This is a genomic window from Natronospira elongata (assembly GCF_034931365.1).
In the GTDB taxonomy this organism is placed as follows: domain Bacteria; phylum Pseudomonadota; class Gammaproteobacteria; order Natronospirales; family Natronospiraceae; genus Natronospira; species Natronospira elongata.
The window spans coordinates 36,700-63,411 of record NZ_JAYGII010000005.1; the positions used below are offsets into that span (position 1 = coordinate 36,700).

The window sequence follows — 26,712 nt, forward strand, 5'->3', positions numbered from 1 at the left end:
AGGGGAGGTTGCCGTCATGAAGAGAACACTTTGCCTATTGGGGACACTGATTCCCTTACTGGCGATGCTGTTGGTCGCCTGCGCTGGCCCAAGACCCCTGTTCGATACCCAGGAAACGCCGGTGGAGCGCTATTGGGAACTGGTGGAACTGGCAGAACCGGTCTACCCGGACGAGGCCATTGGCCAGGAGGGCCATGTGGTCGTCCGCGCACGGATCGGAAGTGATGGAAAGATTGCCTCTGCCGAGGTGCTGGAGTCTGAGCCGGGGGAGCTGTTTGTTGAAGCCACTCTGGCTGCGCTCTATCACTTTCGCTATGAGGCCACTGAAGACAATCCCGATTCCCGACCCCTGGTGACGGAGTTCCGCTTCGAATTCGAGCCGGATGACTGAATACTGAAGCACGGAGAGGGTGGATGCAGGGAATGCAGGGCTCACATCCAGAGCTAAGGCGCCGCTTGAAGGTCGGTGGGCTGGTGGCTGGCCTGTTCCTGGTCTTCGCTCTGGCCACGGCACTGGTGATCTTTCTGGTTCAGCTTCAGGGTGCTGCCACTGCCTACATGGCGGGTCAGAGCCATTGGTCCCGGGCGCAGCTGGGGTCCGTCTTTGCCCTCTACCGCTATGCCCAGGAGGGAGAAGAGGCTGATCTCGTGGCCGCACGGGAACTGGCCGACATCCCCATTGGCGACATGGAAGCCCGGCTTGCCATGGAAGCGGAGCCGCTGGACCGGGATGCCGCGGTGGATGGCCTGATTCGCGGCCAGAACCATCCCGATGATATTCCCATCATGATCTGGCTCTTTCGTAACTTTGCCGATTTTCCCCATCTGCGGGAGGCCGTGGATGTCTGGCGAGAGTCGGATGAGTATATTCTCTCATTGCTGACATTGGCCGACCGGCTGGAACAAGCCCGATCAGCCGATACGCCGGATGAAGCAGAGCTGAACAAGCTGCTTCTGGAGCTCGAAATAGCCAATGCGCATTCCTATGAACTAACTTCACGCTTTGTCGCGGCTTTTACCGAGGCGACCCGCTGGCTGCGTCATGTCCTCTTGTTCGGAAGCAGCATGGTAATGGCGATGCTGGCCGGTATCGCCACACTCCTCGGTTGGCGATTGATGCGTCTGATCAATCGATCCAGAAGGCGCTTTCAATCCATCTTCGAACAAGCGGCGGTGGGTATGGCGGAGCTTACACCGGCCGGACGCATCCTGAACGTCAATGAAGCGCTCGGCGACATCCTGGTTTGCAAGCGGCAAGCACTGGTCGGTCGCTACTATCAAGATCTTGTCTATGGCGAAGACCGTGACGGTGATGACCGGATCATTCGGGATCTGCTCCAGGGCAGTGATGAAGCCGTGACCCTGGAACGACGGTTCCACCGCCAGGATGGCGGGCTGGTCTGGGGCCGTCTCACCCTGTCTGCAATTCAGGGAAAACGCCGGGAGCCTGAATCGCTGATTGCCATCCTGGAAGATGTATCGGAGTCGCGTCGACTGTCCATCGAGCTGGCCCACCAGGCAGCCCATGACGGCCTGACCGGCCTGATCAACAGGCGCAGTTTCGATCGGGAACTGGCCCAGGCGCTGCGGGAAGTCCGCGAAGAACATGTGGACTTCGTGGTCTGCTTCATTGACCTTGACCAATTCAAGCTGGTCAACGACACCTCGGGACATGTCGCGGGTGACCATATGCTGGTTCAGGTCGCTGAGCTGTTGCGATCTCAGATCAGAGAGGGAGATGTGCTGGCCAGGCTGGGCGGTGATGAGTTCGGTCTGTTGCTTCGAGCCTGTGATCTTGAAAAGGGAGAGCAGGTGGCCTCCAAGATATGCAATGCCCTGGAAGGCCTGGTGTTTGAGTGGGAGGAAAAGACCTTCAACGTGGCCTGCAGTATCGGCGTCGTCCCCATCGAAGCCGACATGCCCAATATAGACAGTGTGCTGCGCTCGGCGGACCTGGCCTGCTATATCGCCAAGGAACAAGGGCGCAATCGTGTTCATGCCAGCAGTACCGCGGATGAGCATGTGGCATTACGTCGAGGGGAGATGGAATGGGTCAACCGGATCCGACAGGCGCTGGAAGACGACAGGCTTTATCTGGATGCGCAGATCATTGAACCGTTGCAATCTGGGAAAGAGTTTCGATATGAATTGCTGCTCCGGTTGCTGGACGAAGACGGTCGATCGGTGCCCCCGGGAGCCTTTATCCCGGCAGCGGAACGCTTTGGCGCTGCCTACCGCCTGGACCGCTGGGTCTTCGAGAATACTTGCCGGAGACTCGCGGACCATCCGGAACACCGGGAAGCCCTGACAGCCTGTCATGTCAATCTCTCCGGGCAGTCATTCGATCGCCCCGAGTTTACCGAGTTTGTGGTCGACACCCTATCTTATTACGGCATCGAGCCCGACTGCATCTGCTTTGAGATTACCGAGACCGCCGCCATCCGCCATCTCGCGGACGCCACCAGCTTCATGAAGGTGCTTCGCTCCAAGGGCTGCCAGTTCGCCCTGGATGATTTTGGTGCCGGCCTGTCTTCCTTTGGCTATCTGCGCCGTCTTCCCGTGGATTATCTCAAGATCGACGGGGCCTTTGTCCGCAACATCCTGGTCGACGAGGCAGACCTTGCCATGGTCAAGGCCATCAAGGAAATCGGTCATACCATGAACAAGCAGATCATTGCCGAGTTCGTTGAAACCCAGGAACTGCAGGAGCGTCTCCAGACAATGGGCATCGATTACGGCCAGGGCTTTGGCATCCACCGCCCGGAACGCTGGCGCAATTTGCTGGATGGCTAAACACGGGTGAAAAATTCGATAGGGTCGCAGATGCCCGAATCAGTATGAAAACCCCGAGTCAATGAGACACAGGAAAGGGCCGCCATGGGGCGGCCCTTTTATGCTTCGCATCCATCATTGCCGGCGCCAGCCTTTTAATTATGGAGATTGTCGCAGGACGTGCGGAAGCTCCCGCGGTAACGCATTGGCCCACCATCGACGCCCTGATACAAATCAACCGTACACAGGCCGGTATGGATTCCGGGCCCCTCCGGGAAGGGACTGTCGCTGCCGCTCCAACCTTCCGGCGGGACGACCACGCCGGTACTGCGCTCTATCCACTGAAAATAGTGGCTTTCACCGGCCTGGAGCAGTCGCTCCACGGCACATTCATTCTCGATCTCTTGATTACTGGTTCCATACTCGCTGAGCATGCCCGTCACGCCGAGAACACGGCTATTCGAGTAATCGATTGATAGATTCATTGGAATCGGATTCCCATTGGTCGCCCAGGTTAGGTCGGCGCTTACAACGATAAAATCCGGATTGAGAAGCCCTGCGGTACCGGCTTCGTTGGTACGGAAAAATGCCTGGTAGCTATCGTGGACGGGCAGTGTGGGGGTTTCTCCACTCTGCCACTCAGCCGCATTGCCAGCGGCAATCTTGAAGGTGCCACGACGTCCCTGAGTGTGTTCGCGGAGCATTTGCTTTGCAGTCTGCTGGATTGCTTGCCATGCACGTTCTTTTAGTCGGCCTTTGTTTTCGTCATCATTGAGGGTATTGATTGCCGTATGCTCCGGCACACCCTCGCAGGCGCTCTCCGCATCGTCCGAACCGTCATCGCCACCCGCTGCGCCGCCAGCTTCACCCCCGCCGATGAGTCCCGGGTCAAAGCTCGACGGTTTGCCATTAATGGCTTCAGGGGCCTCAGCGCCGAAACCCTCATTGTTGGCGATCTCTGTCAATTCCTCATTGACGTGCTCAATGAGGTCATGCCAGGCATTCAGCTCCTCCATCAGGATTCGATAATTGGTCTTGGCCTGTGGAGAAAGCGTGATGCTCTCGGCCACCGGCTCGAGTGCGACACCCTGCCCGGGCCGGCTTACCTCGAAAGCGAATACCTGCATGGTGTTTGGGTTGAGCAAGGCAATTCGACGCTTTTCGGGCTCCGCCCAGCATTCAAGTTGAAATTCCGGATCATCGGGTATCAGTGGATCAGGGCTGCCCGGATCGGTATTGCAAAGCAATTCAGGTGCGTAATCCAGAGCAAGCTGTTGGGCGGATACCGGATCCTCACAATCATGGCTGCAGAAGAATGCCTCTTCCTGCTGTGGTATGGGATAGCCGATGTCCGAATTCCCAAGCACAGGCTCGGGATTGAGAAAGAAACACAAGGAAAAAATGAAAGACGTTGAATATAGACAATAGCTTCTCATTGTTATTCCCCCTCCTTTTTTCGACTAGCTGAGCAGTAAGCGCTGTCCCGGGAATGTTTTTGCCAGGATTATGCTCAGTGGCTAAAAAATTATAAAAGATTTGGGAATATTTCAACTCGTAGGCGGTAAGGACAGGGTGACGGAAGGGGTAAGGGAAATCCGACAGTGCTGTCACGGTCCGCTGTCGCCGCAGGACTGTCCAGGCTTTAGTCGTTCAAGGTGGTGCCGAAAGGGTATTTGCCGAGAGATCAAGGGCTACACAGGCGAAGGTTCAAGCCATCGGGTGCCTGAATCTCGGCTTCTTGACCCATGCGCCGGAGGGGGTGGCCATCGTACTCCAGCTTGGCGAGGCGGGCTTCCAGCTCGGGGGTTTCGAAGACCAGGCTGACTTCGGGGCCGCTGCGGCTGAATTGCAGGTTGAAGCCCTCGGCACAGACCTCGGTGATGCCCTCGGCGTCGGGGGAAGGAATCAGGCCCAGGTCCTCCCAGAAGATGGCGGCCTTCTCAGGATCCCGTGTACGGCGGCGCAGGGCGCGGAAATGGCCGGGCAGGCTGAAACTCTCCTGTCGAAATGGCGGCGGCGAGAAGGTGCGTGCCTCCAATAGACAGACCGTCTGGCCGCTGGGGTCGAAAAAACCGGCTTCGTTGAACTGGTTGGGGCCGAGTTTGATGAAGGCGAAGTCGATGCCCGATTGTTCCAGCTGCCTGACCTGCTCCGGCAGGTCTGGGGTAACGAATGTCAGGGAGGGCGAGGGAAAGCGATAGTCATGGAGACCGAGACACAGGCGTCCATCGCTCATGACGCCGTAGCGGTGGGGCCAGACATCACCCACCGGGATGCTCTCGAAGCCCAGGCCCTGCCAGAAATGCAGGGAATCCAGCACCGCTTCGCAATCCAGGCTCAGTTCCAGCAACCGTCCCAGTTTCATGGCGCCTCCCGACAATCCCGGTTCAGTACATTCGCCATCGAGGACGGCGAGACCACAGCAAGCTAGCGCTCGGCGCCCATCTGCAATGCGCGCGCCTGGCTGTCCTCGGCGGCCTGAACGGCCTGTTCACGACTTTGCCTGGAGACTTCGGGCCAGCCGGCTGCGTGCCTGGCAACGAGCTCCTGGAGCATATGAATGTGGTCCTCGCTGGCATTGAGGGCGGGAACATAACGGAGCTTGCCGCCACCGGCCTCCTGGAACAGCTCGGCATTCTCGAAGGCAATTTCATCCAGGGTTTCCAGGCAGTCCGCGGGGAAACCCGGACAAACCACATCGATATCCCCAACACCTTCCCCACCCCAGGCTTCCAGGGTTTCATCGGTATAGGGCTTGAGCCACTCGGCCTTGCCGAAACGGGACTGGAAAGTGACAAACCACTCACCCTCCTTCAATCCCAAGCGATGGGCCACCAGCCGGGCGGTCTTGTGGCAATGACAGTGATAAGGATCACCGGCGAGAAAGGTGAACTTGGGGATGCCGTGGAAGGAGAACATCAGGCGTTCGCCACGTCCCCGCTGATACCAGTGCTCACGGATACTATTGGCCAGGGCCTGCACATAACCGGCATCGTCATGGTAGCTGGTGACCATGCGAAATTCCGGCATCCACCGCCAGCGGGAAAGGATCCCGGTGATCTTTTCAAAGGTGGAGCCGGTGGTGGATGATGCGTACTGGGGATACAGGGGCAGTACCAGCAGCCGCCTGACACCACGGGCCTGCAGGGACTCCAGTGCCGATTCGATGGAGGGCTTGCCGTAGCGCATACCCAGAACCAGTTCCACACGACCGCTGAATCGGCTCTTCAGCTTTTTCTCCAAGGCCTCCACCATGTCCTCGCAGTTGCTGAGCAGGGGTGAGCCGCGCCCGGTCCACACCCGGGCGTAGGCTTCGGCTGACTTGGCCGGCCGGGTACGCAGAACAATCCCGTTCAGAATCAGCCACCAGAGGGGGCGGGGTATCTCCACCACGCGGGGATCGCTGAGGAATTCCTTCAGATAGCGACGCAGGGCCGGCGGAGTCGGCTCATCGGGTGTGCCCAGATTGGTGACGAGGATACCCAGGCTGGCGGGCTCATCATGGCGGAAATCGGCGCGGCCTTGGAAACGTGTCATGGGACTGGCTTGCCTCGGGTCATCAAAAACAGGGTCGGCGACGGTGCGCTCGGGACCGATATTGTACCAGCCGTCCACGCCAGCGGGGTGGGTGCTTCTGACCCGGCGTCACGGCTGGCATACTCGGCAACCATGGACATCATCGCTGACCTGTTTACCGACTTTCCGGAAAAATTCGGCATTCCTCGCCAAGCGGGGCAGGCGCCCTCGTCCCAGGGGCGGGTGGTCCTCCGCCCCGCCTTTGCCCGTCCCGAGGCGGTGCGCGGCCTGGAGGGCTACAGCCACATCTGGCTGCTTTTCCAGTTCCATCAAGCGCAGGGCTGGAGACCGACGGTACGACCGCCGCGGCTGGGAGGCAACCGCCGCCTGGGGGTATTCGCCAGCCGATCGCCCTTCCGGCCCAACCCCATCGGGCTTTCCGTATTCAGGCTGGAGGGAATTGATTGCGACGACGGCGTCTGTCTTCACGTCAGCGGAGTGGACATTCTGGACGGCACGCCGGTACTGGACATCAAGCCCTATCTGCCCTGGGCGGATTGTGTCTCGGCGCAGGGGGGCTTTGCCGATGAGGTTCCAGCCACCCTCACCGTGAGTCTTAGCCGGCAAGCCGAGTCCTCTCTGGCGCAAATGGCGGAGGGAAATCGCCTTCGTTCACTGCTTGCCCAGACCCTTGGCCTGGACCCGAGGCCGGCCTATCACGAGGATCCCGAGCGAATCTATTTCAGCAATTTGGCCGGTCTGGAAGTGCAATGGCGGATTTGCGAGGACGTGGTTGAGGTCCTCTCAGTTGATGCCGCTGACTAGCTGGGCGCACCACCGGTGCCCAGGATGACCCCGAAACTGACCATCAGGAAGACCCCGGCCAGGACCAGGATGAAGCCGGTGGCACGGTGATGACGACGGGCGAAGTCATCAAAACGATTGTCGGATTCTTCCATCTTGCGCGTCGCCTGCCGGACTGAGACCCAATGATTGGCGATCTTTTCCAGGGGCTTGAGGGCGCTCGGGCGAAGCAGGATGACCAGGGCAATGACCGCGGCCGCGGCATTGGCCACGATCAGGAACCAGAAAAGCGCCTCCCATATCCAGGGGATTCCGGGTAGTGCCCCTGCTGCCTCCGCAGGAGACAAGTGGAGCACAAAACCAAAGAAGAACCACAGGGCGGCGAGCAGAATCAGACCACCCGCCCAGCGATGATGGCGGTAGAAGAAGCGCTCGTAGTAACGCGGGAGTTCCAGTTCCCGCATGGCGCGCCGGGTGGACCATTGCCGGTTAAAACCTTCAGCCATGCGCTGGAATCCGTCCGGTGCCAACATCAGGATCAAACCCAGTGCTGCAGCGAGCAGCCCGACAATGATAAAAAACAGTACCGCCGCTTCAAGCAGCATCGTCCCCGTATCCATATTATCTCCCTATGTTTTTCCCGCCCCACCTGCATTGTGGATACAGCCTTTGCCCGGGGCAAGTCCTCGTTTGCTGCTTACCTGCCTGCGTCCCCGGCCAGGATCCATCGAGCCAGCTCTGATCCATCGGTATCCCAGCGATAGCTATGAGCGCTTTCCAGGCGCAAGGTGAAGAAGCGTTCTCCCCCTTCCCGGACCAGTCGATAGCGGATATGGGGCGGATCGCCTGAGTCACTGTCGAAATAACGGCCATGGCGAACCCGGTAGATCAGCCACTCCCCTTCCGGATCCCAATACCAATGTCCCGGTGGCACGATGTCAGGGGTGGCGCCCGGTTTCTCACCCAGATAGTTGGACGGCGGCCGCTCCAGCAGACTGACAGGGTTCTGCCCTTCCAATGCCCTGACTCCATCGCGGCCCTGACTGAGCAGACGCTCTGCGGCGGCGTGGCGGAGACTGGTATCGATGGCGACTCGGTTTCGTTCCACGGCCACCCGTTCGGCCTCGCCAGTCAGGGGCAGCAGGTTCTCCATCGCAGTGAGGACCAAAACCACCACAAGGGTCATCACCACCAGCAGCTCGATCAGGGTAAATCCCCGATCACGGCTGTGGTTTTGATGCCTTGCTACGGCCCAGAGCATCCGCTACATGGCCACCCGGGCCAGGTCCCACATCGGCAGGAAGATACCCAGTGCCAGCAGCAACACCAGGATGCCCACGAAGATGATGAGGATTGGCTCGATGATGGCGGAGAGATTCTGAATATCGTAGTCCACCTCACGCTCGTAGAAATCCGCCGCCTCTTCCAGCATTTCATCGACGGCGCCGGTTTCTTCACCCACCTGAATCATCTGCAGCACCAGAGGAGTGAATATGCCGGCCGCGCGAGCGGTTCGGTGGAGGCTTTCACCGCGTTCCACGCCATTGCGCATGCCGGCGACACGGTCACCCAGCCAGGCATTGTCGATGGCCCGAGAGACCAGTGTAAGCGCCTGGACCAGGGGGACGCCGGCCTTGAAGCAGATCGCAAAGGTTCGGGCGAAACGGGCCAGGGTGGCGCGCAAGATTATGCTGCCCACGGCGGGTATTCCGAGCTTCCAGCGATCCCAGTGACGACTGCCCTTGTCGGTCCTGGACCACCAGCGAAACCAGGCGATGAACAGGGCGATTGCCACCAACAATACATGCCACCAGGACTGGGCGAAATCAGAGACCGCGATGATACCGCGGGTGGCCAGGGGTAGTTCGGCGTCAAAGCTGGCGAACATGCGCGAGAAGGCAGGAATCACCCAAACAGTCACCACGCCGATGGCAATCACGATGGCAGCAATGACCATGGTCGGATACATCAGCGCGCTCTTGACCCGGCGACGGGTGTCACGGTCAAGCTGCAGGTACTGCGCCAGGCGCCGAAAGGATTCTTCCAGATTGCCTGAGTTCTCGCCCACTCTGACGATATTGATATACAGCGGCCCAAAGATATTGGCATGGCGCGCCAGGCTGCTGGAGAGATCCCGCCCTGACTCCAGGGCATCCACCACATCTTCCAGGGCCTCCTGGAGAATCTCGTTACGGGTGGACTCAATGAGTCCTCGCAAACCTCGGATCAAGGGGACCCCTGCCTTGGTCAGAGAGTACATCTGCCGGGTAAAGAGAATCAGGTCATCAATCTTGGGATGGGGGCGGAACAGTTGCAGTTGGTGGCCGCGTTCACTGCGGTCCGGGGCCGCTTCTATTTCAATGGGGGTAATGCCGGTATTGAACAGTTGGCGTGCAACTGCATCCGGGTCATCGGCCTCGAGGTTGCCGCGCACAGCCTCGCCACGGCCGGTGCGCCCCTTGTACTTGTAGACAGGCATGCTTGCTCCGCTCCCGCTAACGCCTAGGCGTCACTCATGTTCAATTCCAGATCCGGCACACTGGGTTCACCTTCCATGCCGCCCGCCAGGCGGATGACTTCAGAAAGAGAAGTGACGCCCTGTTCAGCATAATCCAGGGCACACATGACCAGGGGCTTGAAATTGCTTCGCCGCTCGGCCTGGGACGCAAATTCATCCAGGTCTTCCCGTCGGAGCGCATCAGTTAGAGCGCCATCCAGTTCCAGCAATTCGTAAACCCCTACGCGCCCGCGATAGCCGCTGTTACCGCAATAGGGACAGCCGCGCCCTTCCCGAAAACGCTTGCCATCGGCACGCCCGGGGCCAAGACGGGCCCGCAGCCAGGCGAGCTGATGAACATCCGGCTCCTTGTCCCGCCCGCAGCTATCGCAGACCCGGCGTACCAGTCGCTGGGCGATCACGGCATCGAGGGACGCCGCCAACATGTAGCCAGGGGCGCCCATGTCCAATAGGCGATTGATAGTGGCCACAGCGCTGTTCGTATGCAGGGTGGAGAGGACCATATGGCCAGTCATGGCGGCCCTTAAGCCAATATCCACGGTTTCCTTGTCACGCATCTCCCCCACGAGAATAATGTCCGGATCCTGACGCAGGGCGGTCCGCAATACGCGGGAGAAATCCAGGCCGATTCTGGGGTGGACCTGAACCTGGTTGATGCGGGAGAGTCGGTATTCCACCGGATCTTCCACGGTAATGATCTTGTTGTCGGGTCGGTTAACGTAATTCAAGGCGGCATAAAGGGTGGTGGTCTTGCCGCTGCCGGTGGGACCGGTAACCAGGACCATGCCCTGGGGCTTGCTGACCAGACGCTTGATGCGCGGCAACATATCGTCCGGGATCCCCAGCTGTTCCAGTTCCATCACGCCGGCGGACTGATCCAGCAAGCGCATGACCACGGATTCACCATGGGCGATGGGCATGGTAGACAGACGCACATCGATGGTGCGGCCCTTGACGTTGATGGAAAAACGGCCGTCCTGGGGCAGGCGCTTTTCCGAGATATCCAACTGCGACATCAGTTTCAGGCGGGTCACCAGGGCAGAGGCGATTCGCTTGCCCTCAATGACCTGTTCCTGAAGCACACCATCCACACGCTGACGGATTCGCAGGACCTGATCGTCCGGCTCGATATGAATGTCCGAGGCGTTGACCTGGACGGCATCTTCAAACATGGATTGCAGCAATCGGATAACCGGGGCGTCATTGACCTCTTCGGCTTCCAATAACTCATCCAGGTCATAATCACCTTCGGATAGTTCCTCACCCAGCTCCTCGGCCAGGCTGCTGATTTCCTCGGTACGCCGGTAGACCAGATCAATGGTGCGCAGCAAGTCCGCCTCACGGACAATGCCGACCCGAACATTCACGCCCAGCAATCGCTGGATCTCGTCAAAGGCAAAGATATCCGTGGGATCGGCCATGGCCACGAGCACACTGCCATCTTCCTCGGCAGACAGGGGCAGGGCCCGATAACGACGGGAATGGGTCTCGGGCAGACGACGAGCCACTTCCGGATCGAAGCGAAAATGGCGAATGTCGATATGAGGAATGTCCAACTGGCGGGACAGCAGTTCAAGAATCTGATCCTCGGTGACATAGCCAAGGTCGATAAGGACACGCCCCAGCTTGCGCCCGCTGGTTTTCTGCTCGGCCAGGGCCTGTTCCAGCTGGCTTTCCGAAATCACCTTGTGCTGGACCAGAAGGTCGCCAATGCGGATTTTCTGCTTGCGATTCATGCGCGCCTGTCTCCTGTTGCCTCGCCTTAAGGCGACCCTGTCAGAACATCGATACGTTCCGCCAGATACTCTCTAACCGCTGCTCTGAGCTGATCGTCGCTGAGTGCCGCCTCGTAAGCGGCGATGGCCGCGGTGGGCTCGCCCAGGGCCTCCCGAGCCAGGCCCAGTCCCATCCACCATGCCCCGCGTTGGGAAAAGCGGGACAGCAAGTTCTCGTAGAGCTCAGCGGCTTGTTCATATTCACTGGCCTGATAGTACAGACCGGCCAGCAAGGCGCCAGTGTCGCTGCTGTCACAGACTTCCAGCCACACCGCCTCCAGCACTGCCACGGCCTGTTCAGGATCCCCCCGTCCCAGCCACAACCGCGCCCGCTGGCGAGCGAAGAAGCCCTGGTCCGAAGCGGGTAATGCGGCCACGGCCAGGGCCTCTGCCAATAGCTGCTCGGCCTCCCCAAGACGGCCCTGATCAACCAGGAGATCGGCCAGCGCCTCGCGTCCGGCTACATGCTCGGGCTGGATATCGAGCAAGCGCTGCAGCGCGCTCTCGGCCTGTCGCGATCGGCCCTGATCTATGGCTTTCCGCGCCCCGGACCAGGCTTCGGCAGCACGCTCTGCATCGCTACGCTGTCGTCGTTCGCGGCGCATCTCACTGTCATCGGGCTCCTGGGCCTCGGCGACCATTGGCTCTGCCGGCTCTTCTTCTCGGGTCTCGGTGGGGGCCGGCAGATCATGGGTCGAATCTTCGACGGCTTCCGTCGCGGAGACGACGGCGCCTGATGACTCGGCGGTCGCCGGCTCTTCGGGGGCGCCGATTGGTTCATCAAGAACCAACAACAGGCGTTCGCCACCGTCCCGAATGGTTTCGGCATAGAGAGGGCCAGACTGAAGTTCGCTGAAGCGGATTTCCAGGCGCTGCTGATCCTCGGCGATCGCTTCCCAGTCAATTCCGTCCACCCCGGGCGGCAGATCCGCATCGATATCCGCCGGGATCTCAGCGCGCAGCTCAAGCACCAGTCGGTCGGGCGCCGAGCTGCGGCGGCGGTAATCACTGTCGCCATCCAGCTCAAGGCGGAGAATAGGGCCGTCACGGGTCTCCACCCGTTCGATGGCGTGCAGGCGCGGCAGTGGCGGCTCCGGTGCGGGCGCCAGGTCGATCAGACTGGTCTCCAGAGGCAGGACGAGCTGCTCTTCCATGACGGGCGCCGGCTCCTGAGGGCCGAGCCAGAACCAGGCCAGGACACCAATGGGGATGATCAGCGCCAGGCCAATGGCAAGTGACAGGGCAAGATAGCGGGGCCGCTGACCGGCAACGGCATGCACATCGCCGCGCTCAGCGGCGGTATCTCGCTGCTGCTCCAGGTCCCGCAACATCTGGTTGATGAGACTCATGGGCGCACCCCCTGAAGGCCGAACCAGCCGGCCAGCAGGGCGACCGTCGCCATAACGCCCACCGCACAGGCAGCAAGGACATAAGGACGCGCCAGCGTACGCTGTCGGGCACCTTCCGTATCATCGATGGCGCGACGTACATGCCGTCGAGTCACCTGATCCTCTCCCTCACCCCAGGCGGCCATCAAGGCCTTGTGGGCGAGGACGTTGACCAGTCGCGGGGTTCCAAAACTGCCCTGGTAGAGGGCCTTGAGGGCGGGACGGGCGAACAGGGGTGCCCCGCGGTAACCCGCGACACGCAGGCGATGGCGCACATAGGCGGCAATGGCGTCGGCATCGAGCTGGCGCAGGCGATAGCTGAAGGTAATCCGCTGCCGCAACTGACGCACGGATGGTCGAGCCAGGCGCTCGTCCAATTCTGGCTGACCGAAGAGGACGACCTGTATCAGCTTGCGTTTTTCCGTTTCCAGATTGGTCAGCAAGCGGACAGCTTCAAGGGTCGCCTCCGGGAGCTGCTGTGCCTCATCAAGGCAGAGCACCACCGGGCGTTCTTCCCGGGCCAGCAGGAGCAGGCGATCCTGAATGCGCTGGAGCAACTGCTCCTGACTGAGCTCGTCGTCAGGGTTGAGACCCAGCTCCCGAGCCAGTGCCAGGCGCATGGAGGCGGGAGACAGATGAGGATTGGGGATATAGGCCGTGACCGCTTCATCCTCCAATGCTTCCAGGAGCATGCGACAGAGCAGGGTCTTGCCCAGCCCCACTTCGCCGGTCACCTTGAGAAAACCTTCGCCTGAACGCAGCGCCACCAGGAGCACATTGAGCGCTTCCTGGTGGGGCTGGCTGTGGTAATAGAAGTCGGTATCCGGCGTCAGCGAGAAGGGATACTCCTGCAGGCCGAAATGCGACAGGTACAGACTCATCGACGTCCCGGACGGCGCATGTCTCGAATCTGATCCCGGTAATCCCGGGTCATTTCATTCCACTGCTCGTCGTTCTCCACCACCACCGGCCGCAGCAGGATCACCAGCTCGGTCTTGGCTTCCCGCTGGCGGGTCTGGCGGAAGAGATTACCCAGCACGGGGATGCTGCCCAGTACCGGGGTAGAGAAGGTCTCATCCCGCATCTGATTCTGCATCAAACCGCCAATGACCACGATCTGTCCACTCCGGGCTCGGACGATGCTATCCGATTCGCGGACTTCGCTGAAGGCCAGAGGCAGACTGTCGGTCTCTCCTCCCACGGTAAGGTCCTTGCGCTGATCGGTAACCTGACTGACCGTGGGGTGAATATGCAGGGTGACTTCATTGCTTTCACTGATCTGGGGCGTCACATCCAGGGCAATACCGGAGAAGAACGGGGTCAACTCCACATTGCGCTGGGTGGAGGCGCCCGCGGCACCGAAAGCACCACCGGTCTGGATGCCGGTGACAAAGAATTCATCACTGCCGACCTTGATCACGGCCTTCTGATTATTGACCGTGGAGACCCGCGGGCTGGATAGCACCCGGGTTTCTCCCTGCCGCGACAGCAGCTCGACAAAGGCACGGAAATCATTACCGATATTCAGGGTGGCGGCGAAACTGCCGCCAATGGCCTCGGTACTCAGACCCGACAGTTCGCTGCCCGGCATCAGGCTTTGCTGGCTGCCGGCAATGGAGGAGAGGCCTTCATTGAAGACGTCGGGACCACCCACCTGACCAATGAAGGCGCCATCATCGCCGTCGGTATAGAGCCCGCCCCAATTGATTCCGGAGCGAAACTCATCGCGCAGTTCCACCTCGAGAATCTTGGCCTCCAGCACGACCTGACGACCAATATTGCGCTGAATGGTACCCAGATACTCCTCAATCTCACGTAGCTCGGAGGGCATGGCGCGAACAGCCACGGTGCCGGATTGGGGGTTGAGAATCACGCGACCGCCGTCGCTGTCGGCGACAATGGCCTCTAGGGTGCTCTCTATGTCGGCCCAGAAATCCGACTTGGTTTCGGTCTCAATGCGCGTACCGACAATCCGATCCTCACCACCCGTTCGGCTTGGGGTTCCGCCAAAGCCCCGGGTGCCCATTGTGCCCCGGCTGCCACCATGACCATCGCTGACGGATCCGGAGCTGACTCGGGTACTGGACTGGCCTTCGCGAGTAATGGTGAGGGCATCGATATTGAACACACGAGTCTGCAGCCCCGCCGGGCGAACCAGGTAGCCTCCGGCCAGCTCGCGGTATTCGAATCCATAAACCTCGCGCACCGCCTCCATCACTTCCGGGATGGTGACATTGCGCAGGTTGAGACTGATCCGACCCTCCACCGCCTCATCAACGATCATGTTGTAGTCGGTATCCTCAACCAGCCCCATGAAAAAGGTCTCGGCCGGGACATTTCGTACCGACACGTCGAAGCGTTCCTCGCCCCGATCACGAGCGGCCGGCTCGGTACGATCCCGCTCTCCGGGAATCAGTGCTTCCGAGACTTCCGGCGGTGGCCTGTCGTTTTCCAGGGCCCGGAGGCTGTCGGCCAGCACCTGATCCATGCGCTCTCTGGTGTCATCGCCGAAGGGCTGGGTGGCACAGGCCGCCATCAGGAATCCGGCGGCTAACCCAGGAATCACCCGCAGTGCTCTGCGGCTTTCCACTGGCTTGTGGCTCATGCTGTTCGCCCCTGCATTCATTGCTCACTGCTCCGGCTAATGGAAAGACCGGCCCGCAGGCTCAGTCGCTGTTCGCCGCCGGCATGTCGAATCACAACGTGGTCTGCCTCAATGCGTACCACGCGGGCACCATCCACGTTCGCGCCTGCCCGTACCAACTGGTCATTGATGACCGCCAGGCGCCGCCGCTCCGAAATCAGTACCGAGGTCAGGTCCCAACTCGGGGCCGCCGCCGTGGCAGGCTGCTCGCCGCGGTCGGTGGGCGGCCGCATGGGGTCGTCCTCCTCCGCCGTGGCAGGCATCGCCCAGATCATTGCCGCCATCACGAGGCCGGCCACTATTCTGGCTTTTTGTTCAAACACCAATCCAACCCTCCCGGAGGCTCAAGGTGTGGACAATCAGGACGATTCGATTGTTTGGATAGGTTTCCATCTGAACGTCCAGCAGCCCCCAGTAGAAATCGGAGTCCATCGCTTCCAGGGCACGCAAGTAACGCAGGATGGCAGTGAAACTCCCTTCCAGCTCCATGCGCACACCGTGGCGATAGATATTCCCGACCCCTTCCAGGCCTTCATCATCCATCAGCGGTCGAGGGGACAGGGATTGCATGCTGAGCAACTCCAGGCCTTCCTGACGTTCCAGCATGGTTTCAAGCACCAGGGCCATCTGGCCCGGCTCGATCAAATCGCCGGTGCGCGCCGCCAGATTCTCGTCCAGTGCCTGAATTCGCTCTTCGAGCTCCGCAAGACGGGCCCGGCGGTCGGCATCCGGGTCGGCTTCCCGCGCACGGATGATCTCACCCACCGCCGCATTGGCCTCGGCGACCCGCTCACGCAGATCGCTGATCTGCTGCTGTGCCGTTTCCTGCCGGGAAGAAAGCGGCGCCATGAAGAAGGTGTGCCAGATGAAGGCCACCACGGCTGCGGCGGCGAGGAAAACCAGCACCCGTTCGCGCAGGCTGAGAGCATCAATCCGCTCGCGCAATAGCTGGATACGAGCCATCATTGCGCGTCCTCCTCACCGTCTTCCGGACGAGTGGAAAGTCGGAATTCCAGCACCCGCTGCCCACTGTCCAGCTCCCGCCGGTCAATACGCATGGTGTGGAAGTCGGTCCCGCGATAGACCGCTTCCTCGGACAGACGCTGCAGATAGACCGGCACCTGGCTGGCGCGCTGAGTGCGCCCGTCCAGGCGCAGGTGACGGCTGTCGCCCTCAATCCTGATGCGGGTCAACCACACCGGCTCCAGCCGCTGACGAGCCAATGCCGCCAGCTGTTCGGAGAAGCCGTCCATGCGCCCGATTTCGCCGTTGTCCAGCACCGACAGGGCCCGTTCCTTGAGGGCCAATTCCTGTTCCGAGGCTTCCACGGCCCGGCGCAGGGCCGGACTGGGCTCACGTGGCGGCAGAGTCTCCTGCAACTGGCTCAGGCGCTCCAGGGCCTGAGCCTCCTGTTGCTCCAATTGCTCGATGCGATCTTGCAGGCTGGCATAACGCCACTGACTCCAGGTGGAGATCAGAACCAGCCCCAGCACCAGAAGGCCCAACATCATGAGCATGGTCTCGGCGGAGAAAATCTTTCTCTGGCGCCGGAAAATCGGATGGTAGAGATTGATGTTCTGGTTCACAGAACCACCTCCTCCCGACGCAGAGCGGCGCCCAGGGCCAGCAGACAACGTGCCTGGAGGCGTGGATCCATGATTTCATCGCTATCCAGCAAGTCGTTGAGATCGACTTGTTGCACATTGACCCCGAGACTGGATTCCAGATGCTCACCCAGAAAGGGCAATTCCACCGCAGTGGGCATCAAGGCAATGCTGCCGATGGGGGGCTGCTGAAAATGACTGTCGTAGTAGTCCATTGAGCGCTGCATCTCCAGCGCCACGGTCTCCAGCAAGCGCTGGCGTTCGGTCTCGTCGGCAGCCGCAAGCCGGTCTTCACCCACATCCAGACTTCTCGCCAGAAACAGGGTGCCCTGTCGACTGATGACAATGAAGCCACGGTCGACGCCGAGATACAGGGAAGCCATGCCACGCACATCCCCGTCCATGAGCGCGGCGATATTGCGTATGGCAAGCTCCGGAAGATCAATCACCTCAAGCTTCAGGCCGGTCGCCTCCACACCCTTGATGATTTCCTTCAGGCGCGGGGTCTTGGCGGCCACGGCATACATCAAGCGGCCCGACTGGCGCTTCTGATCGGGAATTTCGAAGACGTCAATGGTGGCATCGTCGACGTGGAACTGGATCAGGTCCTTGATCCGCCAGCGAATGGCCGAGCGCAATTCTTCGGGAGGAACATCAGGGGCTTCCACCAGCAAGAGCTGGTAGTTCTCACCCGCAACCAGGGCCGAGGCGCGGGCACCGGCAAGACCGTGGCGGGAGACGAGCTTTTCAATATCATCCCAGCCGTTGGCCGGGCTGGCGCTTTGCCCCAGAGCCAGCACACGGGGAACGTCCCCCGGTCCCCGTTCAATACAGGCGAGGCTGGCACCGGAGGCTGACACCGTCAGGCCGGTCAATCGATGCTCGTTCTTGCGACTGCGGAAAAGGGACAGCAGGGCCGACCTCCTGGGCTCTCTCTGGCTTTGATCATGTCCCGAGGCCGGGTAGGGTTGGCACAGGGCTAGCGGCCCGTGCCGAGCCGATCCACTCCATCACCACATACCGGGTGCCATCGGCACCCGAACGCTTCCTTGCGCCGCCCCCCTCGGATGTCGCTAATTTAACTTAATACCGATGTTTCTTAGCCAATAATAAACCACCGTTGTCAAGAGTGTAAATGATCAGCACGAATTTTGCGGGCGATTTGTCACGTTTTTCAGCGCCTCAGCCAAGCTGGAGACTGCCTACCAGCTCCGTGATCGAGGCCATGCCGTGACGATCCAGGTAATCGGCAATCCCCGCATTCAGGCGGCGGCAGGCGAGGGGCTCGTAGAACAGGGTCGTGCCCACGCCCACGGCACTGGCGCCGGCAATGATGAATTCCAGGGCATCCTCGACGCTCTGGATGCCACCCTGGCCGATGATCGGGACCTTGTGAGGGCCGGCAACCTGGTGCACCTGGTGGACCTTGAGCAGGGCGATCGGCTTGATCGCCGGGCCGGACAGCCCGCCCTGGACATTGCCAATCACCGGCCGGCGTGCCTCGGCATTGATGGCCATGCCGGAGACGGTGTTGATCACCGCAAAGGCATCGCTGCCGGCCTCGATGCAGAGGCGGGCGTTTTCCTGAATATCGGTCTGGTTCGGGGACAGCTTGGTAATCAGCGGCTTGTCGGTCTCGCGACGACAGGCCTCCACCACTCGGGCGGACATTTCCGGGACATTGCCAAACTGGACGCCACCTTCCTTGACGTTGGGGCAGGAGATGTTGATCTCCATGGCATCGATGGGCGAGTCATCAAAACGCAGTGCGACCCGGGCATACTCCTCGATGGTCGAACCGCAGACGTTGGCGATGAAGCGGGTTTCCTCGAAATCCAGCGCCGGCAGGATATTGTCCACCACATGATCCACCCCCGGGTTCTGGAGCCCGATGGCATTGAGCATGCCGCCGGGGGTTTCGTAGATCCGGTGCGGCGGATTGCCCAGGCGGGCCTCGCCGGTGGTTCCCTTCAGGCAGATTGCCCCCACGTCCCGATTGGAGAAACCCGCGACCCGGGTATATTCCTCGCCGAATCCGACACAGCCGGACAACAGCACCAGGGGGGAGTTGAAGCGGAGACCGCAGAAGTCCAGTTTCAGGGCGTCGGGTACCCGCTGCTCAGCCGTTTCGCTCATCAATTACACTCTCGTCTGCAGGCGGCCCACGGGGGCCGAGGCCATCATTGGGGATGAATTGTGTTTCATATTGTACTTTATGAACCGGAGATTCCGCCCAACACAGGCAATGTCATGCGCCTGGCGGTCAACACCGGCTGCCGGCTGCACCTGATTCATCCGCTGGGTTTCGAGCTCTCCGACAAGCAGATGCGGCGGGCGGGGCTGGATTACCGGGAGCGGGCGGTGGTGGAGGCCCACGATGACCTGGAATCCTTTCTCGACAGCGTGGCCCCGGCGCGACTGTTTGCCCTGTCGAGCAAGGTGAGTCAGCCTTTCCACGACACCCGCTTTCAAAGCGGGGATGCCTTCCTGTTCGGCCCGGAAAGTCGCGGCCTGCCCGCTCAGGTGCTTGACCACCCAGCCCTTTCCGACCGACTGCGACTGCCCATGCGGCCGGGCAACCGCTCCCTCAACCTCTCCAACGCCGTTGCGGTCTGCGTTTACGAAGCCTGGCGGCAGGTGGGTTTTGTCTGATGCCTGGGATTATGGGTGGTCGCCTGGGTTGGGGGTAGTGGCCTTCGATTCGGCCAGAGGGTTGGGTTCAGGCTTGTGCCCTGGTGCCATCCGGTGGCTCTTAATCGCGAATGAATTCGCTCCCACGGTGCCTATAGCGTATGCCGAAGCCGCCGTAGGAGCGGATTTATCCGCGATCTCCCCCAGCTAGGACAACTCCGGCTTCATATCCCGAGAGAGCAGCGCCTCGGCCGCCTCACGAGGAGAGACACCGTCATAGACCAGGGCATGGATCTGTTCACTGATGGGAGTTTCAATGGCGAGTTGGCCAGCCACGCGAAGCACTTCGGCAACGGCCACGGCCCCTTCCACCAGCCCGATCTCTTCCCGCGCCTGTTCAATGGTCTTGCCACCGGCCAGGGCGAGGCCGAAGCGGCGGTTGCGGGATTGATCGTCGGTGCAGGTCAAGACCAGGTCGCCCATGCCGGCAAGCCCGGTCAGGGTCTCCGCCTTGCCGCCCAGGGCCGCGCCCACGCGCATGATTTCCGCCAGCCCGCGGGTAATCAAGGCAACTCGGGCATTGGCACCAAAACCCAGGCCATCGGAGACGCCCGCGCCAATGGCGATGACATTCTTCATGGCCCCGCCGACCTCGGCGCCGATCAGGTCATCAGAGACGTAGGCACGGAAGCGGGGCCCATGCAGGCTGGTGGCGAGGTCCTCGGCAAAGGTCGGGTTATCGGCCGCCACGGTCATGGCGGTGGGCAGGCCGCGGCCCACTTCGGCGGCGAAGGTGGGGCCGGTGAGGACGGCCATGGGCAGATCCTCTCCGAGGATTTCTCCCACCACGGCTTCCATCAGGCGCCCGCTGCCCGGCTCAAAGCCCTTGGTGGCCCAGGCCAGCCGCAAGCCGGCCGGCCGCTGCGCGGCCAGGTGCTCGAGCATTTCCCGAAAGGCCTTGCTGGGTACGGCCACCAGCACATCACGAACGCCGTCGAGGGCCTGGTCGAAGGCAGTGACCGCCTCGACACTGGCAGGAAAGGCGGCGCCAGGGAGGCGCCGGCGGTTCTCACCCTCGGCCTGCATTTCCTCGACGTGGCCGCGGTCGCGGCCCCACAAACGGACCTCACGGCCGCTGCGTGCCAACTGAATCGCCAGCGCCGTTCCCCAGGCGCCAGCGCCAAGCACCGCAATGGCTTCGCCGCGGGGCATGCTTCAGGCCTGTCCGCCCTGCTGGGCCTCGTTTCCGGCCTGCTGTTCGCGCTGACGCTGATACAGCTGATCAAAATTGACCGGCTGCAGTTGCGGGGCCGGGAAACCCCCGTTGACGACCGTGGAGGTGATCACCTCTCGGGCATAGGGGTAGAGCTGCGCGGGGCAGAAGGACCCCAGGACCACATCGGCCTCTTCCTTTTCGAAACCGGTCACGGTGAACAGGCCCGCATGGTGCAGTTCGGCCAGGAACACAGGCTTGTCATCCTGGCGGGCCTCCACCGACACGGTCAGGACCACTTCGTATAGATCCTCACCTACCTGGCGGGCCTGATTGCCCAGATTCATCTTGAACTCCGGCCGGAAATCGGCCTGGCTGAAGACCTGAGGCGACTGGGGGGATTCGAAGGAAAAATCCTTGACGTAAATGCGCTGGATCTGCAGCGATTTCTGGCCCTGTTGATTGGCCTGGGCACCCGCGCCGTTATTGGCATTATCCTGTTCGGCCATACTTCCTCCACGATTCGGTCATAAGCAAGCGGGTGCATCACCCGCGTTCAAAGTAACGCCGGGACTGATGTCCCGGCGGTGATTTCCTGCTGGCGGCGTTCAGGCCGCCAGCAACTGATCCAGGCGACCGTCGCGCTCAAGGGCGGACAGTTCATCATAACCGCCGATGGGCTGGTCGCCGATAAAGATCTGGGGCACGGTCCGTGCCCCTGCCCGGCGGATCATCTCATCCCGCCGTTCAGGTTCAATGATGAGGTCGATTTCCTCGAATTCCACACCCTTGGACTGCAAAAGTGCCTTGGCACGAACACAGAAGGGGCAGGAACGCTTGCTGTACATCAATACGGGTGGATGGTCCATGACATCTCTCCTGGCGGCTGGTGGGTCAATTGAGACGCCGGCACCCAGCTACCGTTACCGGCCTCAACCCTTGCGCAGGGGCAGGTTTTCACGCTGCCAGGCGGTGATGCCGCCCTTTAAGTGGACCACGTCCAGTTCCGCCTGTTTCTTGGCCAGTTGCGTGGCGGTGCGCGCGCTGGTCATGCCCATCTCGCAGTAGAGCAGCACCATCTGGGTCTTGGCCTGCTTGAGCCGCTTGTTGAGCTCATCCTCAAAGGCATCGAATCGATCGGCGGGATAGTTGGCTGCCCCGGCGATATGTCCCCGTTTGAAGACATCCGGCTGGCGAACATCCACGACCACGGCACCGTCATTGATCAGCCGGGTCGCCTGACCGGGTTCCACCTCCCGGTAGGGGCGGGACAGACGCCGGAATTCGGTGAACAGAAACAGGGCGAAAACCGACACCAGGGCCAGCACCAGGATGGGGTGATGGCTGGCAAATTCGAGAACTCTATCCATGGTGGTGAGCGGCTCCAGTTGCGCGCGTTCAGGCAATGTTCATGGCCCGGTCCCGCCGACCGCTGCAGGGTCGCCGGGCGGGAACGGGCGCGCATTATAGCAGGGCCCCGCGAACAGGACCGCCGGGATGCAAATCGGGCCGGATTTCAATACACTTGCGGCCCCCGCAAAGATCAGACCAGGATACGACATGGCCGACACGCCCAGACCCGTGCTTCTCGTCATTCTCGATGGCTGGGGCCAGGCCCCGGATGGCGAAGACAACGCCATCAGCCTCGCCCGCACCCCCAATTGGGACGAGCTGCAGCAATCCTGCCCGCATACCCTGATTCACACCTCCGGGCCGCGGGTGGGCCTGCCGGAGGGGCAGATGGGCAACTCCGAGGTGGGCCACATCAATCTCGGCGCGGGGCGGGTGGTCAAGCAGGAATTCGGCCGGATCAGCGCCGCCATCGACGATGGCAGCTTCTTCGAGAATCCGGCCTATTGTCAGGCCGTCGACGAGGCCATCCGGCGCGGTGGCGCGGTCCACATCACGGGGCTGCTCTCTCCCGGCGGCGTCCACAGCCATGAATCCCATCTCCACGCCATGGTGCGCCTGGCCGCTCGTCGGGGGGCCGAGAAGATCTTCGTGCATGCCATCCTCGACGGTCGCGATACCCCGCCGCGCAGTGCCAAGGCCTCGCTGGAGGCCCTGGAAGCCGTGTTTCAGGAGGTCGGGCGGGGCCGGATCGCCAGTCTGGTGGGCCGCTTCTACGCCATGGACCGGGACAAGCGCTGGGACCGAATCCAGGCCGCCTATCAGTTGATGACCAGCGGTGAGGGCGAGCATCGCTCGGCCACCGCCCTCGAGGCGTTGGAGGCTGCCTATGCCCGCGACGAATCCGATGAGTTCCTCAGCCCCACCTGGATCGACGGTGACGATGGCGTGATCGCCGATGACGACGCGGTGATCTTCATGAACTGGCGCGCCGACCGGGCCCGTGAGCTGACCCAGGCCTTCACCGCCGAGGATTTTGACGGCTTCCAGCGTCGCCGCCTGGCACTGGCCGGCTTTGTCACCACCACCGAGTACCAGGAAGACTTCGATCTGCCGGTGGCCTTCCCCCCCAGCCAGCCGAAGAACAATCTGGGCGAATACGGGGCGGCCCTGGGTCTGCGCCAGCTTCGCATTGCGGAAACCGAAAAATATGCCCACGTCACCTTCTTCCTCAACGGTGGCCGCGAAGAACCCTATCCGGGCGAGGATCGAGTGCTGGTGCCCTCACCGGGGGTCAAGACCTATGATCTCAAGCCGGAGATGAGTGCACCGGAGGTGACCGACAAGCTGGTGGCAGCGATCGAGTCGGGCCAGTACGACTTCATCATCAGCAACTACGCCAATGCCGACATGGTGGGTCACACCGGTAATCTGCAAGCGGCAATCCAGGCCATCGAGACGCTGGACCAGTGCCTCGGCCGTCTGCACAAGGCAATCCGCGCAGCCGGTGGCGAGATGTTGATCACCGCCGACCACGGCAATGCCGAGAAGATGGCGGATGCCGAAACCGGTCAGGCTCACACAGCCCATACCACCAATCTGGTGCCCCTGGTCTATGTGGGTCGCCAGGGCCGTTTGCTGGACGATGGTGGGCTTTGTGACATCGCCCCCACCATGCTGACACTGATGGGCCAGCCCATTCCCGATGAAATGAGCGGCCACAGCCTGGTCGAGCTCAAGCGCTAGCACTCCATCCAGCGACCGGGAAACCATCGCCTGACAGCGTCTGCTGGGTAGACGCCGGGAGTGCTTGCGGGCTCGACCCCTTCGGGCCTATCTTGCACCCTCGGACGAACTCGACTGGACCCTTTCATGGATCGCCATCGCTCACTCGCCTTGCTGCTGTGCTGCCTGCTTGGCCTCGGGCTGGCAATGAGCGGTCATGCCGAGGAATCGAGCGACAGTGAAGCCCGCCAGGCGGAACTGGAGGCGCTGCAATCCCGCATCCAGTCATTGCGCGAGAACCTGGAAGCCGAGCGCGGCCAACGGGACCAGGCCAGTGAAGCCCTGCGTGCGGCCGAAGAGGAGGTCAACCGCTTGGGCCGCGAACTGCGCCGGATCGAATCGGATATTGCCGCTCGCGAAGCCCGTCTGGATGATCTGCAGTCAGAGAAGGCCGAGCGTGAGCAGGAGATCGCCACCGAACGGGAGGCCCTGGCACGACAGATCCAGGGCGCCTACCGGACCGGCCGGGAAGAACAGCTCAAACTGCTGCTGAACCAGGAAGACCCGGCCGCATTCGGTCGCATGCTGGTCTATTACGACTATCTCAATCGCGCCCGCAGCGCCCGCATTGAACGGATCGGCGAACATGTCCGCCGCCTTGCCAGCCTGGCCGAGGAAGTGGATGAGGCGCTGGAGGAGCTGGCGTCGGCCCGCAGTCGTCAGCGGGACTCCCTGCAAGCCATGGAAGCAACCCGGGAATCCCGGGAAGAAGCGGTGGCAGAGATCGAGGCCCGACTCAGGGACCGGGGCGAGAGACTGACCCGGCTGGAAGAGGACGAGGCCGAACTGCAGCAGCTGATCCGTTCCCTGCAGGATGCACTGGAAGACATTCCCTCCGATCTGCACCGTGGCCGGCGCTTTACCGAATTGCGTGGCGAACTCCCCTGGCCGGTGGACGGCCGACTCACGCGCCGCTTTGGGGATTCCCGCGCCGGTGGCCGCATGCGCTGGCGCGGGCTGGTGATCCAGGCCGACCGGGGCAGCGAGGTGCGGGCCGTGTCCCATGGCCGCGTCGCTTACTCCGGCTGGCTGCAGCATTACGGCCTGGTCCTGATTCTCGACCATGGCGAGGGCTATCTGAGCCTTTATGGTCATAATGAAGCCGTCTACCACGAAGTGGGCGACTGGGTTCGGCCGGGTGATGTGATCGCCTCTGTTGGCGACAGTGGTGGCCAGGATCGCAGCGGCCTGTACTTTGAAATCCGCAACGGCCGCGATCCGGTCAACCCCGCCAACTGGCTCGCGAACCGCTGACGAGTCGATCATCGCCGCCGGTCAGCAAGCACTGAAACCTGCGCCTGCGGCGGTGGTCCGATTAAGCGTGGACTTGCTAGTATCAGGACAGGGCTTTCAAGGGCTTGCCTGGGCCTCCCCGAAATAGGGCACAACCATGGATCTGATGTCGATGAAAACACGCACCGCGCTGGTTCTGGCCATCGGCTTTCTGCTGGGAAGCCTGTTGTCGGTCACCCATGGCGTCTTTGCCGAGCGGGAGCGACAGGCGGAGCTGCCCTATGAGCAGGCGCGGCTGCTGGCGGAAGTACTGGAACGGGTACGCCAGGGCTATGTTGACCCCATCGACGACGAGGAGCTAATGGAGCATGCCATTCGCGGCATGCTCTCCAGCCTGGATGATCACTCCGGCTTTCTCGATCCCGAGGAGTATCGCCAGATGCAGGACACCACCTCCGGCCGCTACGGTGGGCTGGGCCTGGAAGTGACCCAGGAGGACGGCGTGGTGACCGTGATCGCTCCGATTGCGGGCAGCCCTGGTGAACGGGCTGGCCTGAAAGCCGGTGACCGGATTCTCAGCGTTGACGGCGATTCCCTCGAGGGCATGAGTCTGGATGAGGCGGTACGCCTGATGCGCGGCGAACCCGGCAGCTCGATTACCCTCGGCGTGCTGTCGCCTGACAAGGACGCGCCCCGGGATGTGGAGCTGGTGAGAGAACGTATTCAGACCCGCAGCGTGCGTTCCCGTCTGCTGGAGCCGGGTATCGGCTATCTGCGGGTCAGTCATTTCCGTGACCAGGTGGGGCGTCAGGCCAGGGAGGCCATCGCCGAGTTGACCACCGAGAACGGCGGCCATCTTGAAGGTCTGGTGCTTGATCTGCGCAACAACCCCGGGGGCATCCTGCGGGGCGCGGTGGAAATCAGCGACCTGTTTCTGGAAGAAGGGGTGATCGTCTCGGCGGAAGGACGAACCCGCTCGGCACGCTTCAGTCACAAAGCCAGCCAGGGTGACCTGATGCTGGGCGCCCCCATCGTGGTGCTGGTCAACCGGGGCAGTGCCTCGGCCTCGGAAATCGTTGCCGGTGCCCTGCAGGATCACGGGCGGGCCACGGTCCTGGGCAGCTCTTCCTTTGGCAAGGGCTCGGTCCAGACCATCATGCCCCTGTCCGGGGAAGCGGCCATGAAATTGACCACGGCACGCTATGTCACCCCTCTTGGGCGGGCCATCGAAAAGGATGGCGTGCATCCGGACCTGGATTTTCGCGACGATGAAGCGGTGCCACGGGAAGGGGCTGCCATGGGGGAACGTGCCCGGCAGGCCTGGCAAACGGCCGAACCGGTGGCCTTTGATGACGATGACGAGGTCCTGGGGCACGCCGTGCGTGTCCTCCGTGGCATGGACGGCAAGCGGATGGCGGAAGGCCAGTGAGGTTCGTAAGCAGGCTCTGGGTATTATTTCTGCTGAGCTGTCTCCCGGGC

The 26,712-nt window shown here is 61.6% G+C and carries 26 protein-coding genes; 7 read left to right on the forward strand and 19 right to left on the reverse strand.

Going from position 1 to position 26,712, the window contains the following annotated elements:
• Positions 1-16 precede the first annotated feature (16 nt).
• Positions 17-391 (forward strand): energy transducer TonB, encoded by a 375-nt coding sequence (locus VCB98_RS03825; RefSeq protein ID WP_346050572.1) that lies wholly within the window; start codon positions 17-19, stop codon positions 389-391.
• A 23-nt stretch (positions 392-414) separates the two neighbouring features.
• Complete coding sequence (locus VCB98_RS03830) at positions 415-2,793, forward strand: putative bifunctional diguanylate cyclase/phosphodiesterase (protein ID WP_346050573.1); 2,379 nt, start codon at positions 415-417, stop codon at positions 2,791-2,793.
• A 134-nt stretch (positions 2,794-2,927) separates the two neighbouring features.
• Here VCB98_RS03830 and VCB98_RS03835 read toward each other — a convergent pair whose 3' ends face one another.
• The 3 genes from VCB98_RS03835 to hemH form a co-directional block, all read right to left on the reverse strand.
• Positions 2,928-4,208, reverse strand: a complete 1,281-nt coding sequence (locus VCB98_RS03835) for a hypothetical protein (RefSeq protein ID WP_346050574.1) — start codon at positions 4,206-4,208, stop codon at positions 2,928-2,930.
• Positions 4,209-4,456: 248 nt separating this feature from the next.
• Positions 4,457-5,137 (reverse strand): VOC family protein, encoded by a 681-nt coding sequence (locus VCB98_RS03840; protein WP_346050575.1) that lies wholly within the window; start codon positions 5,135-5,137, stop codon positions 4,457-4,459.
• Between the two features lie 62 nt (positions 5,138-5,199).
• Positions 5,200-6,309, reverse strand: coding sequence for a ferrochelatase (gene hemH, locus VCB98_RS03845; RefSeq protein WP_346050576.1), 1,110 nt, complete (start codon positions 6,307-6,309; stop codon positions 5,200-5,202).
• 132 nt (positions 6,310-6,441) lie between these two features.
• Between hemH and tsaA the strand changes: the two genes are divergently transcribed.
• Positions 6,442-7,113: a tRNA (N6-threonylcarbamoyladenosine(37)-N6)-methyltransferase TrmO gene (tsaA, locus tag VCB98_RS03850; RefSeq protein WP_346050577.1), complete on the forward strand. Its 672-nt coding sequence runs from the start codon at positions 6,442-6,444 to the stop codon at positions 7,111-7,113.
• On the opposite strand, the gene VCB98_RS03855 is transcribed toward tsaA, so the two are convergent.
• The 12 genes from VCB98_RS03855 to VCB98_RS03910 all read right to left on the reverse strand — a co-directional run bounded on the left by VCB98_RS03855 (position 7,110) and on the right by VCB98_RS03910 (position 19,157).
• Positions 7,110-7,712, reverse strand: coding sequence for a hypothetical protein (locus VCB98_RS03855; RefSeq protein ID WP_346050578.1), 603 nt, complete (start codon positions 7,710-7,712; stop codon positions 7,110-7,112). The two genes, tsaA and VCB98_RS03855, sit on opposite strands and share 4 nt — an antisense overlap.
• Before the next feature lie 77 nt (positions 7,713-7,789).
• On the reverse strand, positions 7,790-8,353 hold the full coding sequence (locus tag VCB98_RS03860; RefSeq protein WP_346050579.1) for a prepilin-type N-terminal cleavage/methylation domain-containing protein: 564 nt from the start codon (positions 8,351-8,353) through the stop codon (positions 7,790-7,792).
• Between the two features lie 3 nt (positions 8,354-8,356).
• Positions 8,357-9,571, reverse strand: a complete 1,215-nt coding sequence (locus VCB98_RS03865; protein ID WP_346050580.1) for a type II secretion system F family protein — start codon at positions 9,569-9,571, stop codon at positions 8,357-8,359.
• A 23-nt stretch (positions 9,572-9,594) separates the two neighbouring features.
• Entirely contained in the window at positions 9,595-11,346 is a 1,752-nt protein-coding gene (locus tag VCB98_RS03870) for a GspE/PulE family protein (protein ID WP_346050581.1), read from the reverse strand.
• Between the two features lie 26 nt (positions 11,347-11,372).
• Positions 11,373-12,734: a tetratricopeptide repeat protein gene (locus tag VCB98_RS03875; protein WP_346050582.1), complete on the reverse strand. Its 1,362-nt coding sequence runs from the start codon at positions 12,732-12,734 to the stop codon at positions 11,373-11,375.
• Positions 12,731-13,648 (reverse strand): ExeA family protein, encoded by a 918-nt coding sequence (locus VCB98_RS03880; RefSeq protein WP_406672398.1) that lies wholly within the window; start codon positions 13,646-13,648, stop codon positions 12,731-12,733. The genes VCB98_RS03875 and VCB98_RS03880 overlap by 4 nt, the downstream gene beginning before the upstream one ends.
• A 2-nt stretch (positions 13,649-13,650) precedes the next feature.
• Positions 13,651-15,378: a pilus (MSHA type) biogenesis protein MshL gene (gene mshL, locus VCB98_RS03885; RefSeq protein WP_346050584.1), complete on the reverse strand. Its 1,728-nt coding sequence runs from the start codon at positions 15,376-15,378 to the stop codon at positions 13,651-13,653.
• A 17-nt stretch (positions 15,379-15,395) separates the two neighbouring features.
• A complete protein-coding gene (locus VCB98_RS03890; protein WP_346050585.1) occupies positions 15,396-15,692 on the reverse strand; it encodes a hypothetical protein in 297 nt (98 codons plus the stop codon).
• A 40-nt stretch (positions 15,693-15,732) separates the two neighbouring features.
• Positions 15,733-16,383: a type II secretion system protein GspM gene (locus tag VCB98_RS03895; protein WP_346050586.1), complete on the reverse strand. Its 651-nt coding sequence runs from the start codon at positions 16,381-16,383 to the stop codon at positions 15,733-15,735.
• On the reverse strand, positions 16,380-17,003 hold the full coding sequence (locus VCB98_RS03900; RefSeq protein ID WP_346050587.1) for a PilN domain-containing protein: 624 nt from the start codon (positions 17,001-17,003) through the stop codon (positions 16,380-16,382). Before VCB98_RS03900 ends, VCB98_RS03895 begins: the two co-directional genes overlap by 4 nt.
• Positions 17,000-17,896, reverse strand: a complete 897-nt coding sequence (locus VCB98_RS03905; RefSeq protein WP_346050588.1) for a hypothetical protein — start codon at positions 17,894-17,896, stop codon at positions 17,000-17,002. Before VCB98_RS03905 ends, VCB98_RS03900 begins: the two co-directional genes overlap by 4 nt.
• 307 nt (positions 17,897-18,203) lie before the next feature.
• Positions 18,204-19,157, reverse strand: coding sequence for a dihydroorotate dehydrogenase (locus tag VCB98_RS03910; protein WP_346050589.1), 954 nt, complete (start codon positions 19,155-19,157; stop codon positions 18,204-18,206).
• 60 nt (positions 19,158-19,217) lie between these two features.
• Between VCB98_RS03910 and VCB98_RS03915 the strand changes: the two genes are divergently transcribed.
• Positions 19,218-19,673: a tRNA (cytidine(34)-2'-O)-methyltransferase gene (locus VCB98_RS03915; protein WP_346050590.1), complete on the forward strand. Its 456-nt coding sequence runs from the start codon at positions 19,218-19,220 to the stop codon at positions 19,671-19,673.
• Between the two features lie 186 nt (positions 19,674-19,859).
• Here VCB98_RS03915 and VCB98_RS03920 read toward each other — a convergent pair whose 3' ends face one another.
• The 4 genes from VCB98_RS03920 to VCB98_RS03935 form a co-directional block, all read right to left on the reverse strand.
• Positions 19,860-20,864 carry an NAD(P)H-dependent glycerol-3-phosphate dehydrogenase gene (locus VCB98_RS03920; protein WP_346050591.1) on the reverse strand — a complete coding sequence of 335 codons (1,005 nt, stop codon included), beginning with the start codon at positions 20,862-20,864 and terminating at the stop codon, positions 19,860-19,862.
• A gap of 3 nt (positions 20,865-20,867) precedes the next feature.
• Positions 20,868-21,374 (reverse strand): protein-export chaperone SecB, encoded by a 507-nt coding sequence (gene secB / locus VCB98_RS03925; RefSeq protein WP_346050592.1) that lies wholly within the window; start codon positions 21,372-21,374, stop codon positions 20,868-20,870.
• A 99-nt stretch (positions 21,375-21,473) separates the two neighbouring features.
• Positions 21,474-21,734 carry a glutaredoxin 3 gene (grxC, locus tag VCB98_RS03930; RefSeq protein WP_346050593.1) on the reverse strand — a complete coding sequence of 87 codons (261 nt, stop codon included), beginning with the start codon at positions 21,732-21,734 and terminating at the stop codon, positions 21,474-21,476.
• A 63-nt stretch (positions 21,735-21,797) separates the two neighbouring features.
• On the reverse strand, positions 21,798-22,235 hold the full coding sequence (locus tag VCB98_RS03935) for a rhodanese-like domain-containing protein (RefSeq protein WP_346050594.1): 438 nt from the start codon (positions 22,233-22,235) through the stop codon (positions 21,798-21,800).
• A 190-nt stretch (positions 22,236-22,425) separates the two neighbouring features.
• On the opposite strand from VCB98_RS03935, the gene gpmI reads away from it, so the two are divergent.
• From gpmI to VCB98_RS03950, 3 genes are all read left to right on the forward strand, one after another.
• The gene (gpmI, locus tag VCB98_RS03940; RefSeq protein WP_346050595.1) at positions 22,426-23,961 is read left to right on the forward strand and encodes a 2,3-bisphosphoglycerate-independent phosphoglycerate mutase; all 1,536 of its coding nucleotides are present in this window, start codon (positions 22,426-22,428) and stop codon (positions 23,959-23,961) included.
• A gap of 126 nt (positions 23,962-24,087) precedes the next feature.
• On the forward strand, positions 24,088-25,254 hold the full coding sequence (locus VCB98_RS03945; protein ID WP_346050596.1) for a murein hydrolase activator EnvC family protein: 1,167 nt from the start codon (positions 24,088-24,090) through the stop codon (positions 25,252-25,254).
• A gap of 145 nt (positions 25,255-25,399) precedes the next feature.
• On the forward strand, positions 25,400-26,662 hold the full coding sequence (locus tag VCB98_RS03950; protein WP_374729191.1) for a S41 family peptidase: 1,263 nt from the start codon (positions 25,400-25,402) through the stop codon (positions 26,660-26,662).
• The last annotated feature ends 50 nt before the right edge of the window (positions 26,663-26,712 follow it).

What these genes read in the sequence shown, in the direction of transcription:
- VCB98_RS03825 (WP_346050572.1), top strand. Translation starts at nt 17, where the DNA reads ATGAAGAGAACACTTTGCCTATTGGGGACACTGATTCCCTTACTGGCG.
- VCB98_RS03830 (WP_346050573.1), top strand. Translation starts at nt 415, where the DNA reads ATGCAGGGAATGCAGGGCTCACATCCAGAGCTAAGGCGCCGCTTGAAG.
- VCB98_RS03835 (WP_346050574.1), bottom strand. Translation starts at nt 4,208, where the DNA reads ATGAGAAGCTATTGTCTATATTCAACGTCTTTCATTTTTTCCTTGTGT.
- VCB98_RS03840 (WP_346050575.1), bottom strand. Translation starts at nt 5,137, where the DNA reads ATGAAACTGGGACGGTTGCTGGAACTGAGCCTGGATTGCGAAGCGGTG.
- hemH (WP_346050576.1), bottom strand. Translation starts at nt 6,309, where the DNA reads ATGACACGTTTCCAAGGCCGCGCCGATTTCCGCCATGATGAGCCCGCC.
- tsaA (WP_346050577.1), top strand. Translation starts at nt 6,442, where the DNA reads ATGGACATCATCGCTGACCTGTTTACCGACTTTCCGGAAAAATTCGGC.
- VCB98_RS03855 (WP_346050578.1), bottom strand. Translation starts at nt 7,712, where the DNA reads ATGGATACGGGGACGATGCTGCTTGAAGCGGCGGTACTGTTTTTTATC.
- VCB98_RS03860 (WP_346050579.1), bottom strand. Translation starts at nt 8,353, where the DNA reads ATGCTCTGGGCCGTAGCAAGGCATCAAAACCACAGCCGTGATCGGGGA.
- VCB98_RS03865 (WP_346050580.1), bottom strand. Translation starts at nt 9,571, where the DNA reads ATGCCTGTCTACAAGTACAAGGGGCGCACCGGCCGTGGCGAGGCTGTG.
- VCB98_RS03870 (WP_346050581.1), bottom strand. Translation starts at nt 11,346, where the DNA reads ATGAATCGCAAGCAGAAAATCCGCATTGGCGACCTTCTGGTCCAGCAC.
- VCB98_RS03875 (WP_346050582.1), bottom strand. Translation starts at nt 12,734, where the DNA reads ATGAGTCTCATCAACCAGATGTTGCGGGACCTGGAGCAGCAGCGAGAT.
- mshL (WP_346050584.1), bottom strand. Translation starts at nt 15,378, where the DNA reads ATGAGCCACAAGCCAGTGGAAAGCCGCAGAGCACTGCGGGTGATTCCT.
- VCB98_RS03890 (WP_346050585.1), bottom strand. Translation starts at nt 15,692, where the DNA reads ATGATCTGGGCGATGCCTGCCACGGCGGAGGAGGACGACCCCATGCGG.
- VCB98_RS03895 (WP_346050586.1), bottom strand. Translation starts at nt 16,383, where the DNA reads ATGATGGCTCGTATCCAGCTATTGCGCGAGCGGATTGATGCTCTCAGC.
- VCB98_RS03910 (WP_346050589.1), bottom strand. Translation starts at nt 19,157, where the DNA reads ATGAGCGAAACGGCTGAGCAGCGGGTACCCGACGCCCTGAAACTGGAC.
- VCB98_RS03920 (WP_346050591.1), bottom strand. Translation starts at nt 20,864, where the DNA reads ATGCCCCGCGGCGAAGCCATTGCGGTGCTTGGCGCTGGCGCCTGGGGA.
- secB (WP_346050592.1), bottom strand. Translation starts at nt 21,374, where the DNA reads ATGGCCGAACAGGATAATGCCAATAACGGCGCGGGTGCCCAGGCCAAT.
- grxC (WP_346050593.1), bottom strand. Translation starts at nt 21,734, where the DNA reads ATGGACCATCCACCCGTATTGATGTACAGCAAGCGTTCCTGCCCCTTC.
- VCB98_RS03935 (WP_346050594.1), bottom strand. Translation starts at nt 22,235, where the DNA reads ATGGATAGAGTTCTCGAATTTGCCAGCCATCACCCCATCCTGGTGCTG.
- gpmI (WP_346050595.1), top strand. Translation starts at nt 22,426, where the DNA reads ATGGCCGACACGCCCAGACCCGTGCTTCTCGTCATTCTCGATGGCTGG.
- VCB98_RS03945 (WP_346050596.1), top strand. Translation starts at nt 24,088, where the DNA reads ATGGATCGCCATCGCTCACTCGCCTTGCTGCTGTGCTGCCTGCTTGGC.
- VCB98_RS03950 (WP_374729191.1), top strand. Translation starts at nt 25,400, where the DNA reads ATGTCGATGAAAACACGCACCGCGCTGGTTCTGGCCATCGGCTTTCTG.